A 16,844-nucleotide genomic window follows, 5' to 3' on the forward strand; every position below is an offset into this window, starting at 1 on the left:
ATACAGTAAAGATTGACTGAATCAAGATCGGATCAGTTAAAGACTCATTTGATTGTTGAGGTAATTTTTATCAGTCGAAACTAGAGCTAAATCTCTAATTATTTGCCATCTGCTCAAGCATTTTCTTTTTAGCTCGCTTTGTGAATCTGCCAATTTCCTTCGCGATCAAATCCTTGATGTTGGTGTCGGTGTAGGCAGAGATCATTCGCAGATCGCGCATTATCGACTCTGGGATTTGAGCATTTAAGGACACCATTTTTTCAGAGCTGACCTGCGGTGCGTTGAGTTCGACCTCAACCTCATCGTTCTTCAAAAGGTCATCAAGGGTGCGGCCTTCGTTGTTCATTTCAATCTCTCCATCAGTTCATCAGCGATCTGGTTCACGCTTTCAGCAATATCTAAAACTTGGTCTTTGTCGAAGGACGCTCTCTCACTGGGATGGCGTCGCTTGTTTATCACCTGATTAATCATCGAGGTATTCTTGGCAGCATCCAGGATGGTGAACCCCAGCGCGGAGACGGCAGATATGACGTCCGCAGTTCGAATGCTACGCGACATAAGGTGACACCCCATGTCCCCAATGAGTCGAGCCACATGCTTCGTGGAGTTGGCAGAGGGGTTTACCTTACTCAACACGTAGGAAAGCCCCAGCTGCTCGTCAGCCTCTCTCTGGGTGTTCTCGTGAGACACCGCATCGCGAACCAGCTTGGTCGGCTCCAGGTCAAACTCGGAAGCCTGAACAGGCGAAATAACGTAGTCTGACATCCGAAGAAGGTCGTGCTGGAACTGGTCAAACTCACCCTTGGTATCCACGATGACCACATCGTAAAACTCGGTAATACGCTCGAGCTGCTTCCGGTACGGAGCGTTAGAGGAGATTTTCGCTACCTCCGGGAACCCCATATCGAAGTCAACCAGCTCTGACTCGTTGGCAGTAATTCTTCTCTGGCCGTAGAAACTGACCGCAGAGGCTTGCTCGTCAGAATCAACGATGGCGACGCGAACGCCCTTGCAATGGAGCGCGTGGCCGATGTTTAGCGCTATCGTAGATTTGCCGGTTCCGCCCTTCTGCGTGGCCAGCGTCACTATCTTCCCTTTTCTCATATCTCTTGAACTCCAAAGTGCTGTCTAACCTCTTGGGCCGCCAGCTCTGGGTCTATAAAGACCATGCTGGCGAACTTGCTTCTCAGCTTGTCGTAGTCGCACCCAAAGGCCATTTCGACCCTAAAACGAATGTCGGCCAGTTGAGCAACGCCGTTACCGGTGTCGCGCCAAAAGACAAGATCTGATCGGAGATGACGCGGCAGGCTCTCAAGAACGTCCCACGCGGCATCGCTGATGATACTGGAGATAGATTTCACCTCTGGCCAGGTAAGCTCGGACACGCGCTCAAGGCTCCACCCCATGATGAGGGAAAAGAAGACACAGCGGCGGTCAGCGAGCTCCAGCTTTTGAAGCCCCTGTCTGAGATCGCCCAACAGCATTGGCGTAGAGGCGATCCGGTAGTTTTCGAACCGGTCGTTGTGGACGAATCCTTGATGATTGGCGTTGGAGATGTCACGGGCGATGGCCTCAGCGGCGGCCTTGGCGGCTTCGCGAGAAACCAAAAACTTGGCTCTGTAAAAGAACCCACTGAGATGGATTGGAGCAACGTTGTCAGCGTCCATATCCCATATGGCGAACTGATGCAGCTCCTCTGGGAAGTTCCGCTTCCCGCAGAGATTTTCAAGCGTAATCATTAGGCAAATTCCAGCGATGAACACGCATAGAATGAACCAAATGAATGAAAAAAGGAAGGCACCGAAAATAGTGCCTTCCTTTATCGCTACGCAACTACCAAGGAAGCAATCTTTTTTCCTTGGAAACTATCAAACCAATTTTCCTTTTTCCAAGATGTCTCTGAACCTGTGGAATCGGCCGTGGCGCATGGAGCCGTAGTTGGTTATTTCATGATATTTAACCTCAACAAGGCGCCCAATTATGCTTTGCCCGGAGGGTTTTACCGTGTGGGTCACAGTGATCATTTCATCCAGTTCTTCCTCCCATGACACACTGGTATAGGTGACGACTCGGCCAGTATAGTCAGCCCAGATTTCAGCCCTCTGCTTATCGGTAAAACCACCACCGATGCGGACCTCCACACCGTTAAAATCGACAATAATGCCGCCGGCCATTCCCTCGTATTTGCCCTCACCTTCGTAGACCCCGATGACCTTAAGATCGACCTCGCCCGCAGTCTCAACCTCGTCCTTGAGTTTGAGGTATCCATTGTTCCGGCTCCGCTCGTAGAAGGTGTGGGTTTGCTTAACAATGATCCCTTCAAACCCCATAGAGAATTTCTCTCTGAATTTGGCGCGAACCTCTTCGTCATTGCTGGCGATCTCCTGCTCGATCAGCTTAACAGCCAGGTTGTCCATCTCAGCTTCACCCAGCGTTTCGGCAGCACGACGGAACAGCAGCTCAAGCCGACCTCGACGGCGCTCTTCAGGTAGCGAGCACCCTTTCACGAACTCGCGCTCGGTCATAAATTCGAATACGTGGTACTCGGCATCTTTGGCGTCGAAAGTCTTGCGTCTGACCTCACTGACAGTTTTCAGGAAGTCTCCGGTGATGACCTCCCCATCAAGCACAACAAGGCCGCTGGAGACATTCAGGCCGGCTGTCAGGAAGGTGATTACATCCGACGACAGGGATCGAAATGCGTGGAACTCCTTGCCGGTTCGGGAAAGGAACACGGCTGTCTTGGCCGAGAGATCAGCGATACAAATTGTCCGAACGCCATCGTGTTTGATCTCGATCTTGACCGGCCACTTCTTGACCCGCTTGGCAGCATAGGGGTGGGCAAGATTGACCTCAAAAATGATGATCTCTTCTCTGCCAAGGGCTCGGTTTACCGATTTCCCTGACATGCCGGCTCGGACATCTTTTGTGATGATCCTGGTAAGAACATGCCATGACTCCTCTGAATAGGTTGAGTAGAGTCTGGCCAACTCGGCCTTGGCTGCACCGCCCTTCAAGGTTCTGTCCTGCAACTGGGCGAGGATCAGCTCAGCCTCTTGGACGGACATGTGCTTGTCACCAAAGCCAGACAGCTTTTTGATGGCGGCCTTGATTGTTTTCTTGCCGATGCCGTATGTCAGCATCGGATCCAGGGCTCGCTTCATCGCCCAAAGAACGTCGGCGTTTTTAAGCTCCTCCGTCAGCAGGTCGTTTTTGGCATTGCCGCTGACGGCCGCGATACGCTCGAATGACTCATAGATGTGTTTCATGCTGGCTCCATGTTGGGAATTGATGCTTTGTCTAGGGGATGCGCTGTTGCTGCGAGGGTCTTTGCGGCGGTCACAAGACGGGTCTGAGCGTCTTTGTCGAGACGAAATTTGCTGATGATCTTGCTCATCTCCTGCCGCCAGAGATCGCGATCTCTGCCGCGGATAAGCTTCGCCACGTACTGAACAAGAGGAGTCGGCTCTTTCTTGCCGATCACAGCCTCGACTGCGGCGTCAGAGACGGCTTCCGCCAGGGTGCTTTCCTTCACGCCAAACAGGCGCTCTGACGCGCTCACCGGGGCAGGTTTGGGAGCTGGTTTAGGCGCAGAGCGGAGAGAGGGTTTGCCGGTGCCTCCGGAGAGAAGACGACCTGCGGCGTTCCAGCCGCGCATGTAGCTCTCGGACTCCGGCTTTGTCGGGCCTGTGATCTCAACCCGGGGCGCGTCCTCGACCTTGACGACGGAGATCTGACGCTCTTGGTAGAAGAGAGCTCGGCCCGCTTCGATCTCTTGCTGACGGAAGCCTACGGCTCTGCACTCGCCACGCTGGATATGCTGATAGCACTCCGAATCGGGACGAAGCTTCCCTTTCTCATGCGCGTCAATGGTGAAGAGGCAGACGGCATAGGACGTTCTGCGCTCAATCTGATCGCAGTGGTGATAAACGGTGTTACGGCCGGAACGACTGGCATCGACAGGCAGCACCTCAACAGTTACAGGTTTCATGATTGCCTCAGTTAGTATTTACTGACGTGACGGGCTTTAAAACATGCCCCAGTTTTTGTTCGTCTCTGACGTGGCCTTCCCGAATGTGGTTGAGGCCTCTTTGGCGAGAAGTTCGTCGTCAGATATGCGAGCAGACTCCTCATCAGCTCCGGCCTCTCGGTGGCCAAAGAGCTCGTCCTCTTTTCGCTCGTCAAACTTGCGAGCCTCTCGTTCGGCCAGTACCTCATCCACACGAGAGCGAAGTCCTCCTGCGAATGACTTGGCTTTGGCGATCGAGACCTTCATTTCGGCTCCGGACAGGGTGTCCACAAATTCCTTGTCGCTATCCAGGTCGAACTCCTTGTCGATGGTCTGATAGGTGATCCGGTTTCTGGCCAGCTTGGACTCGTTCTTTTCGGAGTAGAGCTTCTCCATCTCTTCGCGGCTTTCCGAACTGCTGATTTTCAACAGGTGCTTGACGCTATTGGCATTGGCCGCGTAGTTGATCAGGTGATAATGACGAACCGGCTCACCATCGGCCTTTAGCGTCAAAATCAGGTTCACATAGTTTCTTTTCCGCTCGTTGTCGGCATCACGCAGAATGGAGCCGACCACATGGACCGTTTTCTTCACAACACACCCCCTTACTCAAACATTCCCCATCCTGGATTAGCCAGGCGGCGACACTCTTCATCCACAATTCGCTCAAGCTCTTCCTCATCCTCCTCCCGCTCGATCATGGCCAGCATCTCGGCAAGACTGTCATTAACCTCTTGAGTCACCGGCACGGCGGGGGCAACCCTAGCTAAGGGACGCTCGAGCCGCCCCTCTTGAAAGAAGGATCGAGCGACAACCTCCTCTGCAAGCTCAGAAATAGGGGCATCGCCAGCACAGGCGGAAACGCAAAACATGGCGATATGCTTGGACAGGCCGACAGAGCCGAAGAACTTGGTCCTTGATGCCAACCAATCCTGCGCATCCTTCACCACTGAGAAGGTGGTTTCACACTGCAGGACGTAGAGGCGAGAAATATCGGCAATCCGGTTTCGCCAGTGCTCAAGCCATGCTTCGGCCTCCTCTTGGCTGCCAACAACCTCTTTGGCGAACAGATAGTCGGGCTCCCGACCAGAGATCGAGGTTGACTCATTCGCTGACATACAGAGCCAGCGCTGATGGCCATCGCAGTCGGCCCCCACCACTAGGGCGATGTTGTGACTGGTTTCGTCATAGTTCGGTAGGTAATAGACCTTCAGCAGGCGGTTCACAGCGTTCTCCGTTCAGCTCTAAATTCAACATCAGCATGATAAATACTCTCACTCGGGCTTTGACTCTCTTAGCCGAGCTCTGCGCATTAACTCGCGGAGCAGTCGCACGTCCGAGCAGGGCATTGCCCTTTCATAAGCATCAACAACGACAGAGGGCGGCACCTCGTTCGGATCTTTACCCTCGGGCAAGAGAGCAACCTTGGCGGACAACCCGACTGAGCGAACAAGCTTGGCCGACTCGATGGCGGCCTTGATTGCATCCACCTCGCCGTCCCACATAAAGACGACTGACTTCAAGCCATGCTGCTTTAACCGGATCAACGCGCCGAGCTGATCTTGCCCGTTATGATCGCCATGGCTGAGGTGCTTGCCGAAGGTGCCAATCTGACCGACGGAGCGGAGATGGACTTTTGAATCCATCGCGATCTTGGTGGCCATGACGTCAAAAGCACCTTCGCAAATGACAATCTCTTCGCAGCCAATGACGTTGTGGCCGTTATAAAGAAAGCGGCCAGAACCCGGGAGTCCGGGCGGGAAGAGGTACTTGCGAGGGGCGTCGTTACTGATGTGGCGACCCTGGAAGGTCACAAGCACACCATCAAGGTCGTAAATGGGTATCAAGACCCTGTTATCGTAGTTCTGCCACATCCTGCGGCCTTCGCCGTCGATGTAGATGTACTGCCCTTTGTGACAGAATCGGAGGTGAAAGTATCGGGCGAGATCGCGGTCTATACCGCGCTGCTCAAGATATCGAAGATTGCGGCCGCCGTGCGGGAGCTCGATGCTCTCCGGCATGTCAAAGTCGGTCACCTCTTCAACCTCGGCAGAGGTCGAGCGCTTAGCTACCCACCCCTGATCACGGGCATAATCCTTGAGCCTGCGGATAGTCTCTGACGAATCAGTGCCCCAGAGATGGCGAGAGAAAGAGAATAGGTTGAACCCCGGCTCTCCGGCGCAATCACCGTGGAAGCAGTTGCCAAGACCGCTCGAGGCGTTGAGATAGACTTTCCATCCATTTCCCCCGCATCTTGGGCAGGTCTTGATGTTCAACTGCTGCCCAGACGAACCAAACGTCCTCTTGAAGCGGACACCTTCGTAATCAAGGAACAGCTCTGGGTCGATATGCTCCAGAATTTCAGACAGGTCGGTATCTGGCTTGTGTCTCATGGCGTGTCAGTTCAGCAAACTAGGGGAGTACCCCGTCAAACAATGTCTATCAGCCAGATGATCAGCTCGATCATCTTCCATAGACCTAGCAGGGCGAACCCTGCCAGGACTAAGAGCAGCTGGCTGACGATCTTGAAAGTGTCACCCAGCATCACTAGCTAACCCTCTAAAAGCTCGGGATGGACCGGCTGCGCTACCGCTCTGGTCATAGCCATAAAGGCTGTCTCCAGGTCGGTTTTCGCGATTGCAGCCCATCGACGAGGCTCTGCTACCCGATGACGCGCAATAACGTCACCAGAGGGCTCAGGAGCGATATGGAACGCGCCTCCAAGGGCATTCTTTCTCGCTGCTGCTGCAGCGGCTTCGAGATGGTCTTGAGTCTCTATGTGGGCCAAGACCTTGCGATGAAGCCGGATGACCTGAACCTCCATCGCCTTGATCTCGTTCATCAGGTCAACCTCGAACTGGGTCAAATCGCGGTACCCACGGATCATCTTGTGCTGGTTATTCATCTTCCAAGCGCTCCTGCTCGTAGAGAGATTGGGCTCCGGCCAGGATTTCTTGCGGGTCGAAGCCTTGCTCGGTCGCGTAATGGAGCAGGTCGGTAATCAAATCCCCAATCATGTCTCGATGATCGCCCGGGTGGAGACGAGCAAGGCTCTTCTCCGGGCCGATATAAACCTGACTCATGAAAGCCTCTAGGGCGGTCTCAGCCCAGGCGGCGCGGTCTTTATTTGTGGGCATACCCACCTCCTTACTCGAAGCCAATAACTTCTTTGATTGCGTGACCCCGTGACAGATCGCGCTTAATCCGGATCGCAAACTCACCCTTCTGGTTACGAGACGCGGCAAAGAACATTCGAGCCTCGCCCTTGGCCATCTCCTCCTCTGTCGCGTTGATAGAGATAACCAAGTCAGCGGTCCGAATCTTGTTGAAGTCCTCTGCGGCATGCTCGGCCTTGGCCGTCACCGATTTATGACCTTCACGGTTGGTCTGGGTAGCGGAAATCATGGCGACCTCCTCCGTCTGCGCGATGCCTCGACAATCAACCCATATGGTCCGACTGTTCTCCGTCTCGCTTTGCACCCAGCGGTTAGGAGCCATGATGTCCAGGTAGTCGATGACGATGGCGTCGAACTTGATGCCGTCGGCTTTGTACCTGTCGATCAGGTCCTGCAAGTCCATCGGCCTGAATGAGCCGGACGGGTATTCGTGAAGAATGAGTTCGCCTGGTAACTTGCGGTCTCGAGTGGCGCGAATAGCCTCCATCACGGCAAAGATGGACCCCTCAATCTCGTCAATCGGGGTGTCTGATACGGATGCGTCGAGACGAGTGGAAAGCACCTCTGTGCTCACCTCGAGGGTGATGCCAAGCACGTTGTAACCCTGCAGCGAAATCAGCTTTGCAAAGTCCCAGATCGTGAACGACTTACCCTTCTTGGCGCCGGCCATGAAGACCGTAAGCTCTTTGATGCCGAAGCCTTTGTGAAAGAGCAGCTTGTCGATGCCAGGGATACCGGTGCTGATGCCTCGCGGCTTGATCTCTCCCATCTTCATTGCGCGGCGAACCTCTGTTCTGGTTTCAGCCTCTTTCCAATAGCTGTATGGGGTGGAGTTCGGGCGCGGGCCCACCTTGAAGGCCTTCTCCAAGATCTCCTGTACCTTGACGGTGTTGTGCTTCTCCAGCTGGTCAAAAGCGACAAGCATCGCGGAAGTAATGGCCTGGTGACGGGCAAACTCGCCGACCTGATCAACAGCGAAATCACGGCAGGAAACGATATCCATGCCGGCATCGAAGATGACCCGGATCTTGTCTTTAATCTCCTCGACCATGTCCGAGCGAATAACGCCTCTGCGAATGGCGTCTTTCAGCAGGGCAACTACGTTGGCCACATCTTTTGGCGGCCTCTTGTAGCGGTCGTAATAGCTGATCGCCAAACTGACGAGAGCCGCATCTGCGCGGCTCTCAAAGTATTCAGGCTTGATAAGACCCTCGGTTCTTCTGGCGAAGGTCTCATCCCTTACCTGCAAGGCGACCAGTCTTTCCTGAAACGACTCGTCAAAATCAACGAACTTGATTTCCGGAGTCTCAACTTCCATTTCAGCAACGACTGTCATGGCTCACCTCAAGCGCGGTTTGCGACAGGGCTAAACATCGCGACGGCATGCTTGAAGAGGTGCAGGTCTACGCCATCGCTCTGCTTGATCGAGAAGGAGTAGCGGTCGAAGTCGATGACGACCCCCTCTACCTCTTTTCCTGACATCAGGGTCACAGCCACAGAGGACGCATTACGTTTGCTGTTAAGCAGCACATGCTCGTGAGCGTCCAACTGACGGCGGGCAGGCTTCTTGTTTTGGGTCTCGGGGCGCGGGCGAGGGCGAAGAGACGGGCGACCGGCGTCGGAAGAGAAACGACGATGGGATTGGTTGTGTTGTTCGTGCATTTGCTACTCCATGTTGTTCAGCAATTCGCTAATGTAAGCATCTTACTTGCTATCTAACGGACTTTCTACAGTAAACATTTACTTAATAATGGGGCCAGCACTACTACCAGCCCCAGACTAAGATCAGGCTTTTTTGACAGCCTCAAAGCCGGGATCGATGGCCGGCATAACCTCGCTGAAGAGGTGCTCAATGCAGAAGCTCTCAAGGTCGGTCACTTCTGCCTCACCATGTTTGACCCGAGAGAACATAGTTGCGCCTTCGTTGTTGGACAGCAGAAGAGGAGGCTTGCCGGCTTCCAACGCTTCGCGATCGTGCCAGTATTTGAACTGGTAGATGACGGAGACGGACATCTCTTGAGGCTGTTCAGCACCGAACAGCTCAACGCGGTTGACGGTCTTTTGCGCATAGCTGAGCTCAAACACAGCTGCAGGGTGAGGGATGCCATAAGCATCAGTGAATTTGACGGTGAAATGCTTCTTCATAATGCCTCCAAGACAGTTGACCGAGCAATCATACACAGACGCTCAAAAGCCATCTACAGTAAGCTCTTACTTATTGAGCGAGCAGCAGAAATCACCTCCGGAGAGAAATGCACTCGCATATCTTGCGGGTGGATCATGTGGCGCTTGAAGCCGTACTCCATCAGCGAGAACTCCGGCCGGGCTCTTGACGCAATCAATCGACAGAGCCATGCCGAGTGCTCCAGCTGAGAAGGATGGCCTTGCCACTTCGGGAGGGTGTAGAAGTCAGACTCGGCAGCATAAATACGCTCGCTCAGAAGCGCTTCCCAGCGATCGATGATCTGCTCAAGTATGTTGACACTATAGAGCTGCCCTGGCGTTGGTATACGCTGCCAGATTCGCCCTATCGCTGCTTTCATCCCTGACATGCAGAACACATCGTAGGGAATACCGAGCAGGTCAGCCTTCTGACGCGCCTTCCAGATACAGGTCGTGTTTCTGAATGGGGATGACTTGCCGGTCTTCGCTTCTTTGGCAATGACACTGCTTGGCTTGCCGAGAGGGTCTTTTCTTGGCAGATAAGATCTCGGGGAGGGACCCTCTACCTGCTCATAATCGACATGAAGCCGAATCATGTGACGAAAGGCCTCTTCGTAGTAATGCGCGAACAGATATGTGCGCTTGGTAGGGTGCATACCTCGGTAGTCAAACCATGCCGTCTTGTAGAGCTCGCACTCCTCTTTTAAGAGCGAGAGGCTGATCCTCTCCAGGGCGATGAGCTCATATTCAAGATCGGACAGCGAGGAACCGACGAAATCATCCAGCATCATAACTTTAGGCTCGCTTTTCAATAAATAATTACTTGTTTTTGAGTTTACTTATATTAGAAGAAGCGATCAAAAGTGATTATAGGAACACCGCGGAATTTGAATTTTGCTTCGGAAGGAAAGGCCCTGACCGGTACACCTGATCGCTCAGGGCCGGAGCCTTACTCGGAAACCACCGAGCTTGGCATTGCGACCGATTTGCCATCTCTGGCCAGCCGGTCATTGAGCACCGTCAAAACGGTGTTGAGGCGAGCAATGGACTCGTTCAGCTTGCGGAAGTTTTCGCGGTTCTCGTTTGCAACAGCGTTCTGAGAAGCGGCGTGTGACTCGAGGACTGCGATACGGGTGTTTGCATCAAAGACAAAGCTGGCCAGAGCGACAATTGAGGTTGTCAGCAATCCGGTCACCACCTTGTTGACGTCGTTAAGCCAGTTGGGCATATCCTTATCCTATAATGTGAAATTTTCAGGATTATAACCGCCCTCTTTTTCAGTATCCACTGAACAACAAGAGGCCCGAAGGCCCCTTTTACCAGGAGTTACGGAGTGGCTTTTTCCGCTCGTCATACTCAATGCTGTCCCTGCAGTGGGTCGGGCTCATCATGATGAAGTTGATGATCTTCTCCAGCCTCAGCGCCCACCGCTTACCCTGCAGAGCGTTGTACCCAACATTGCCGGAGATAGTCTCGTCAGGACGACCGCCGAGCAGGGTGTTACCCAGCTGGTCGATAGAGATGGCCACACGGAAAAAGTATCTGGTTACTGCATTACTCATAGTTTCTCCTATCGGAATGTAGAGCCTTCACAGCTGACGTTTACGGTCTTCACGACCGCTCCGTTCAGAATGAAGTCAATGGCTGCCGTGATGGTTTCGTATCCTGGGAAGCCAGGGGAGCTGCAGGCCACACCTCTCCTGGTCCCGTCCGGGGTAAAGGCGACGTTGTTGCTGGCGCCTGAGAAATAGACCGAGCCGTCCCCTCCCGTGTGTCGGATCCTGATCTGGCACATGCCTTTGGTTAGTTGAACGTCGGAGATGTTCGTCCCTCCGCTCCAGATGTCATTCCCAGACCTCCAGAATTGGAGCACCCCGTCCCCTGGGTTTCCGTAGGGCGAGCCAGGGTCATTCAAGATGGCGAAAGCACTCATGCCAGCGAGATCCCCCGCCATGCGGGGGAGAGCTAAGCCGGCCTTGGACAAGATGTTGGAGGCCCATCCATTGCCTCCAAACTCCGTGTTTGCCTGAGAGAGCCAGAACGGCTTATTTGGTACCGGCATTTGCGGCCTCCAGTTGCTCGATGCGCTTCTGCATTTCCTGAATCACCTTGCCGGCCAGCGCCAGCACACCCATCGGGCGAAGACTCAGGTGCTTGTCATCTGGCGACTCGGTTACTACCGCCGAGAACCTCTCGACAAAGTCCTGTGCCACAAAACCAAGCTCGCGGGCGCCCGCCTTGGTGTATTCGGAGATGCGCAGCAGCTTCCAGAAGTCCCAAGGGTCGGCGATCTCCTTGAAGTCGGACTTGAGCCGGATGTCAGAACGGATCTGGACATCGTTCACCGAGGCGTTGCCGTTGCAGTACCAGGTGCCGTCAGCGCTGAGGTAAGCCGCTGCATCTGTGCCGTTCGCGGTCCGGCTCTTGTTGATCATGTAGATGCCGAACTGCGAATTACCGAGGCCGCCAAGGATAAAGTGACGGTCAGCATGCTCCTGACGGACAATTGCGGAAGCGGCAGCGTTAGAGACGGCTGAGCGCCCTTGAATCGCGTTGGACGACCGCATATCGATCCAGGAGGTGCTGCCGGTGTTGATGTACGCCTGACCGTTAATATCGACGTTGTGCCCGAAGTTCACGTTGCCAGTGGCGAGGTTCGCGTACATCGGACGAAGGCCGTTGTAGCTGCCGTATTGATCGCTGGCGTTGGTAAACATCAGGTACAAGTTGGACCCGTCATTTCGCCAGAACGTCCCGTAGTTGCCCTGCACGATTCTCATGGAGTTGGCAGACAACGAGCGAAGTTCCCCATTGACCGTCAATGCCCCAGTGATGGTGCCGCCGCCGATCGGCAACGCGCCGACGTCAGCAGGGCCGATGTCCTTCCACTGGAGAGAACCGGCAGTGGCCCCGGCCATCAGGAACTTGCCGTTATTGCCGGTGCCTGTGGCGGGCACATGCAAATTCCCATCGCCACCCGGGTGCGAATAGCTGTTTGCCCCAGCCGCGATACCGTCCAGCTTCTTCTTGTCAGCGGCACTCATAAAGCCATCGGCGGTTCCGGTAGCATTCGCATGAGCGTCACCTCCTGATCCGACGTGACCGCTTGGCGCCGCATCGGTGATGCCATAGCCTGCAAGAGTCGTAGGGTTGGAACCGCCGGTCACATGCCCTTGGCTGTTAACAGTGACAGACCGATATGTGCCGGCCGGTACACCCGATCCGTGGTGATAGGACGAGATGTTCCCGCTATCCACCACGACCCGCCAGTTCATGCCATTCGTCCCGACAGTGCTGGTTTTCTTCCAGTCATTGGTAAAGAGCAGCGAGCCGTTGGCGGTCCCCTGATCTACCGTCACCACGGCGCCGGCCAATCGGGAGGTAGTGTCCGCATCGGCGACACGGGTCAATACCCATGGCGTTGTGGCTGACCCAGGATTCGTTACCGCATAAATGCCGTTCTGAGCAGAGCTGGTTTGGTTCTTCACCAAGACCCGATAACCGGCCTGGCAGGCAACGCCATCGATAGACAGCGCCCCGTTTGCGGTAGCTGTTAGTGTTGCGCCAACCCCTGCTGAGCCGTTGGCATATGTGGCAGCAAGGTTCCCAGTAGTGGCGACATCAGCGGCACTCTTGTAGGGGTCGTCCAGAGCCAGAGCGCCGATTTCGTAGGCAGTGGGCTTGTTTGATGGACTGTAGACGCGAGCATCTAGGTCGAAAACTTGGCCATCACGAAGGCTGTAGCGTCTATTAAGCTCGCCTCGGTCGATAGTCGTCATCGGGGAGTAGACAGCTTTATCCGCGTCTGTGTAGTCGCCCTCAATCACGGAAAAGGTCGTATCGACGCCATAGTCACTCTGGAGACAATACTTCGCTCCACCGCCTCTGAGCCAGAAGGCCATTCCGTTCTTGAGGAGGGAGACCCGGGCGACCATGGTTGAGTAGGTCTCGGAGAAGTGATCCACGACCCAGTTCTTGGAGTTGCCGCCCCAAGCGCCGTCGCCGCTCCACCGGATCGAGAGCGTCAAGCCGCCTTTATGGGTCGCAGTGTTCCAGGTGTTTGGGGCGGGCCAGTTATAAGCTCGGCTGAGCATCACCCGCATGTCACCGAAGTCCGAGGTCATCGGCGCAACGACAACCATGTAGTAGGTATTGGGGTCGCCACCAACAGTAAACTCTTTCCTTGTGCCTTTCAGCAGGGTCGCGGCCTGTTTCACTGCTGCGGCGGAAGCATACTTGGTCTCGCTACCATCAGTGATAGAGGATGTCGCGGCCCAGTTGTTCAGCAACTCCAAGCCCAGATCTGCCTTGGTCGGTTTAAATCCTTGGTGGAAAACCTGGAACCCCTTCACCCGGAGGTTGTCGGCCTTCAAGGTCATGACGTCGGTGACTGTTGAGCCACTGACAACCTGCCACTTGAAATACTCATTGCCGTTATCACCGGTCTTAAACCACATGAACGAGTCGGTGTCGGAATCAGCGTCATTTTTGAAACCAATGGCCGCGAAGTCGGTGTTGCGGCTCCACTGGATCACCGAGTCGTTGGTGAAGGTGACGTTGCCAGTGAGATTACCGCCAGACCTGGCCAGCGCCGCATTGGCAATGTCGGCGGCCCGCTTTACAGCTCCGGCTGTGGCGTACTTCTGATCGGAAGGGTCCGTAATCGAGGCTGACGCCTCCCAGTTGTTCAGGTTATCCAGCCCAACGTCGGCAGCGGCCAAAGACGCCCACATGATCGCCCCTGCAGTTGCGCCAGCTTTCAGAACCTTACCTGCGTTTGAGGTGCCGGTCGCCGGGACATGGAGATTGCCGTCGCCGGTTGGGTGCTCGTACTTGTTGGCGCCCGCCGAGATGGAGTCGAGCTTCACTTTGTCAGCGGCGGACATGAGGCCATCCTGCGATGCAGAAACGGCGCTCGTATCTGGGACACCCAGGGTCGCCCGCATTGCAGCTACGTCCGCGTCATCAAGGAGGGCTCTAGCAGCTGCCGTCACTTTCATCGAAGCAGCCGCATTCGCTGCAGTGAAATAGGGGACGCTGTCGGCCGCCATGGCCAAGCTCTCGATGGCGCGAAGCGTTGCACTGGAAACCCCATAGCCGGCCAGATTGGTTGGCTTGCCAGAGGTGATCTTCGCCCAATCCAGGTTAGGGATGTCCGCAGCTGTCTGGCCGGATGCGGCGGTCACACGGCCTTTGGCGTCCACAGTGACTTTGGTGTAGGTGCCTGCAGCGACGCCGCTGTTAGACAATGTCACCGCCATCGATGTGTTGGTTGAGCCGTCAAAAGACATCGAGCCTGTTGCGTCACCGGATAGGGACAGAGTGCGGGCAGATTCGAGCTTGGAGGCAGACACGGCGACGCCGGCCGCAGCGGTCAGCACTTTGGAGCCCATGGAATAGAGGCCATCTGCTCTCATCTCGCCAATGCGATTTTTGTTCACCACCAAGCTGACGATGTGGTTGGAGAGTGTCCCGAACGAAAGGTCGTTTCCTACAGCGGCAATCTCGTTCGGATCAAAAGCGATCCCTCCATTGGCGCTGCCGATCCGAAGCCAACCGTTGCCGAACGTTGCGCCGCCGATGGTTGGCCCGTTCGCGATGTTAATGAGCGTCTGACCGGTAATGGAGCCGCCGGAGCTTGAGAACAAGTCGGCGTGAGTGTGGGTCAGCGGGGCTGCATCAATGATGCCGTAGCCGGCCAGGGTCGAAGGCAGATCCTTGAGATTGGAGAAGGTGTGCTTGTGGCTGTCGTCCTTCACAACCAACGGGATGGCCACGTTGGCGGAGCCGTCGAATGTGACGGAGCCGGACCCGTGGCCTGAGATCGAGATAGACCGACCGGTGGAGAGCTTTGCAGCTGCAACAGCGGCAGCAGTCGCGGCAAGCGCCCCAACATCAGCAGCAGTGAGCACAACTGCGCCTTTCTTGTTGTTCACGCTGACGACAGCGTCGGTGTTGTCGATCTTGTAGTAGCTATCCGTCGAGCTGGAATAAACGAGCGTGTCGCCAACCTCATAGTCGATACCGCCGACTTTAGAAACGCCAGCGGTCGTTACCTTCCAGAAGCAAGCGATGTTGGAGCCGGATTTGCTCTTGAGCGGGGGAGGGTAGTCGCCGGACGCCATGCTGACTTCGCCAGCTTCAACAAGCCCACCGGTTGCAACCGCAGCCGCATCTTGGGCGATTTTTGCTGAAGCAGCAGCGGCATCGGCCTGTGTCTTTGAGGCAGCAGCGGAGGCAGCCGAATCAGAAGCCGACTTGGCGGCGGCAGACGCCGATTGGCCAGCCTCACCAGCCTTTTGGGTAGCCGTTGTGGCGGAGGCGCTCGCTGATGAAGCAGAGGTCCCTGCTGCATTCTTGTTGTCCAGTGCAGACTTGGCGCTTGCAGCGGCCTCGGTAGCTTTCGTTGTGGCCAGGGTGGCCTTGTCAGAAGCGACGGTGGCGCTGTTGCCTGCCTCGTCGGCTTTCTGTGTAGCGGTCGCCGCGCTTGCAGCTGCCGCAGAAGCGGAGGCATCGGCCTTTGTCGCGTGGTGCAACGCGGAGAATTGCCCAGGAGAGACAGCGGTGTCTACTGGGTTAGCTGCCCACTTCTGGGCGGTAGTGGCGCTTTGGGATGCCGCATTCGCTCTCGTGGTTGCAGTAGTCTCGCTGGTCTTGGCGGAGGCTGCACTTGCAGATGCAGCGTCAGAGCTGGCTTTTGCCGACTTTGACATCTCAACAGCCACGCTCGCGCTGGATGCAGCCTCTTCAGCCTTTGTCTGAGAGATGTTTGCGGAAGCTGAAGCCTCGCCGGCTTTCGCAGCGGCCACGCCGGAGGCGGCACTCGCGTCAGCTGCTTTGGCTGATGCAAGCGCTGCGGATTCGGTCGCGGCTTGGGATTTTGCCGATGAGACGGACGCTGACTGCTCTGCCTTGATCGCATGGTGCATCGAGGAGAACTTTCCAGGTGTTACGGCGGAGTTCTCCGGGTTGGATGCCCATTTTTGAGCGTCAGAGGCGCTACTGGCGGCAGCGTTCTTGCTGGCCAGCGCGTTGGCTTCGCTAGTAGCGGCGTTCTTTTTGGAGGTATCTGCAGCCGAGGCAGAGGAGGCGGCAGCTGACTGAGACGAGGCGGCGGCGTCTCTGAACCCGACCAGCTCGGCTCGGGTAGAAGTCATCTTGGCTGAAACCTCATTCAGCTGGCGACGAACGTCAGCCATTTGAGGCGCGAGCTCTGCAGGCTTCAGGTCGGTAATCTGCTGCACGGCGTCAGAAACGATTTTCTCCATCTGCGCCGGAGTCATGATTTGCCGCTTGTTGCCAGCAGCATCGGTCATGACCCGATAGCCTTTTTTCTCAGGGTTGTTATCCGGCGGGGCAAGGTCATTCGCAGCTGAAGGCCCAGCTTGCCAGTTCATTTGCTGGTCAAGGAACCGCTGCCAATTCGCCATCATGTCGCCGATCTGGGCATATAGCTCAGTAATGGTCGGTGTGGTCATAAAGCCTCCAATTCAACA

General features: G+C 55.5%; 17 protein-coding genes. All 17 read right to left on the reverse strand.

The window, feature by feature from the left end; genetic code table 11:
* Positions 1-94: 94 nt before the first annotated feature.
* The gene (locus OKB77_RS18435) at positions 95-346 is read right to left on the reverse strand and encodes a hypothetical protein (RefSeq protein ID WP_107961297.1); all 252 of its coding nucleotides are present in this window, start codon (positions 344-346) and stop codon (positions 95-97) included.
* Positions 343-1,104: a ParA family protein gene (locus OKB77_RS18440; protein ID WP_139495310.1), complete on the reverse strand. Its 762-nt coding sequence runs from the start codon at positions 1,102-1,104 to the stop codon at positions 343-345. The genes OKB77_RS18435 and OKB77_RS18440 overlap by 4 nt, the downstream gene beginning before the upstream one ends.
* Entirely contained in the window at positions 1,101-1,739 is a 639-nt protein-coding gene (locus tag OKB77_RS18445) for a hypothetical protein (RefSeq protein ID WP_139495311.1), read from the reverse strand. Before OKB77_RS18445 ends, OKB77_RS18440 begins: the two co-directional genes overlap by 4 nt.
* A gap of 129 nt (positions 1,740-1,868) precedes the next feature.
* Entirely contained in the window at positions 1,869-3,269 is a 1,401-nt protein-coding gene (locus OKB77_RS18450; protein ID WP_139495312.1) for an ATP-dependent DNA ligase, read from the reverse strand.
* Positions 3,266-3,991 carry a hypothetical protein gene (locus OKB77_RS18455; protein ID WP_231721078.1) on the reverse strand — a complete coding sequence of 242 codons (726 nt, stop codon included), beginning with the start codon at positions 3,989-3,991 and terminating at the stop codon, positions 3,266-3,268. The genes OKB77_RS18450 and OKB77_RS18455 overlap by 4 nt, the downstream gene beginning before the upstream one ends.
* A gap of 36 nt (positions 3,992-4,027) precedes the next feature.
* Positions 4,028-4,603 carry a hypothetical protein gene (locus OKB77_RS18460; RefSeq protein WP_231721079.1) on the reverse strand — a complete coding sequence of 192 codons (576 nt, stop codon included), beginning with the start codon at positions 4,601-4,603 and terminating at the stop codon, positions 4,028-4,030.
* 11 nt (positions 4,604-4,614) lie between these two features.
* Positions 4,615-5,235: a hypothetical protein gene (locus tag OKB77_RS18465; protein WP_231721080.1), complete on the reverse strand. Its 621-nt coding sequence runs from the start codon at positions 5,233-5,235 to the stop codon at positions 4,615-4,617.
* A gap of 48 nt (positions 5,236-5,283) precedes the next feature.
* A complete protein-coding gene (locus OKB77_RS18470) occupies positions 5,284-6,402 on the reverse strand; it encodes a toprim domain-containing protein (RefSeq protein ID WP_231721081.1) in 1,119 nt (372 codons plus the stop codon).
* A 158-nt stretch (positions 6,403-6,560) separates the two neighbouring features.
* The gene (locus tag OKB77_RS18475) at positions 6,561-6,914 is read right to left on the reverse strand and encodes an Acb2/Tad1 domain-containing protein (protein WP_139495317.1); all 354 of its coding nucleotides are present in this window, start codon (positions 6,912-6,914) and stop codon (positions 6,561-6,563) included.
* On the reverse strand, positions 6,907-7,146 hold the full coding sequence (locus OKB77_RS18480; RefSeq protein ID WP_139495318.1) for a hypothetical protein: 240 nt from the start codon (positions 7,144-7,146) through the stop codon (positions 6,907-6,909). Before OKB77_RS18480 ends, OKB77_RS18475 begins: the two co-directional genes overlap by 8 nt.
* A gap of 10 nt (positions 7,147-7,156) precedes the next feature.
* Positions 7,157-8,521, reverse strand: a complete 1,365-nt coding sequence (locus tag OKB77_RS18485) for a DnaB-like helicase C-terminal domain-containing protein (protein WP_107961287.1) — start codon at positions 8,519-8,521, stop codon at positions 7,157-7,159.
* A gap of 8 nt (positions 8,522-8,529) precedes the next feature.
* Positions 8,530-8,847 (reverse strand): RNA chaperone Hfq, encoded by a 318-nt coding sequence (locus OKB77_RS18490; protein WP_139495320.1) that lies wholly within the window; start codon positions 8,845-8,847, stop codon positions 8,530-8,532.
* Between the two features lie 123 nt (positions 8,848-8,970).
* A complete protein-coding gene (locus OKB77_RS18495; protein WP_139495321.1) occupies positions 8,971-9,330 on the reverse strand; it encodes a hypothetical protein in 360 nt (119 codons plus the stop codon).
* A gap of 53 nt (positions 9,331-9,383) precedes the next feature.
* Entirely contained in the window at positions 9,384-10,139 is a 756-nt protein-coding gene (locus OKB77_RS18500; protein ID WP_270818113.1) for a hypothetical protein, read from the reverse strand.
* Between the two features lie 158 nt (positions 10,140-10,297).
* Positions 10,298-10,576, reverse strand: coding sequence for a hypothetical protein (locus OKB77_RS18505; protein ID WP_107961283.1), 279 nt, complete (start codon positions 10,574-10,576; stop codon positions 10,298-10,300).
* Positions 10,577-10,664: 88 nt separating this feature from the next.
* Entirely contained in the window at positions 10,665-10,910 is a 246-nt protein-coding gene (locus OKB77_RS18510; protein WP_139495323.1) for a hypothetical protein, read from the reverse strand.
* A 483-nt stretch (positions 10,911-11,393) separates the two neighbouring features.
* Positions 11,394-16,826: a phage tail fiber protein gene (locus OKB77_RS18515; RefSeq protein ID WP_270818114.1), complete on the reverse strand. Its 5,433-nt coding sequence runs from the start codon at positions 16,824-16,826 to the stop codon at positions 11,394-11,396.
* Positions 16,827-16,844: the final 18 nt, after the last annotated feature.

The sequence above is a fragment of the Aeromonas sp. Y318-3 genome (assembly GCF_027706185.1).
Lineage (GTDB): Bacteria > Pseudomonadota > Gammaproteobacteria > Enterobacterales > Aeromonadaceae > Aeromonas > Aeromonas veronii.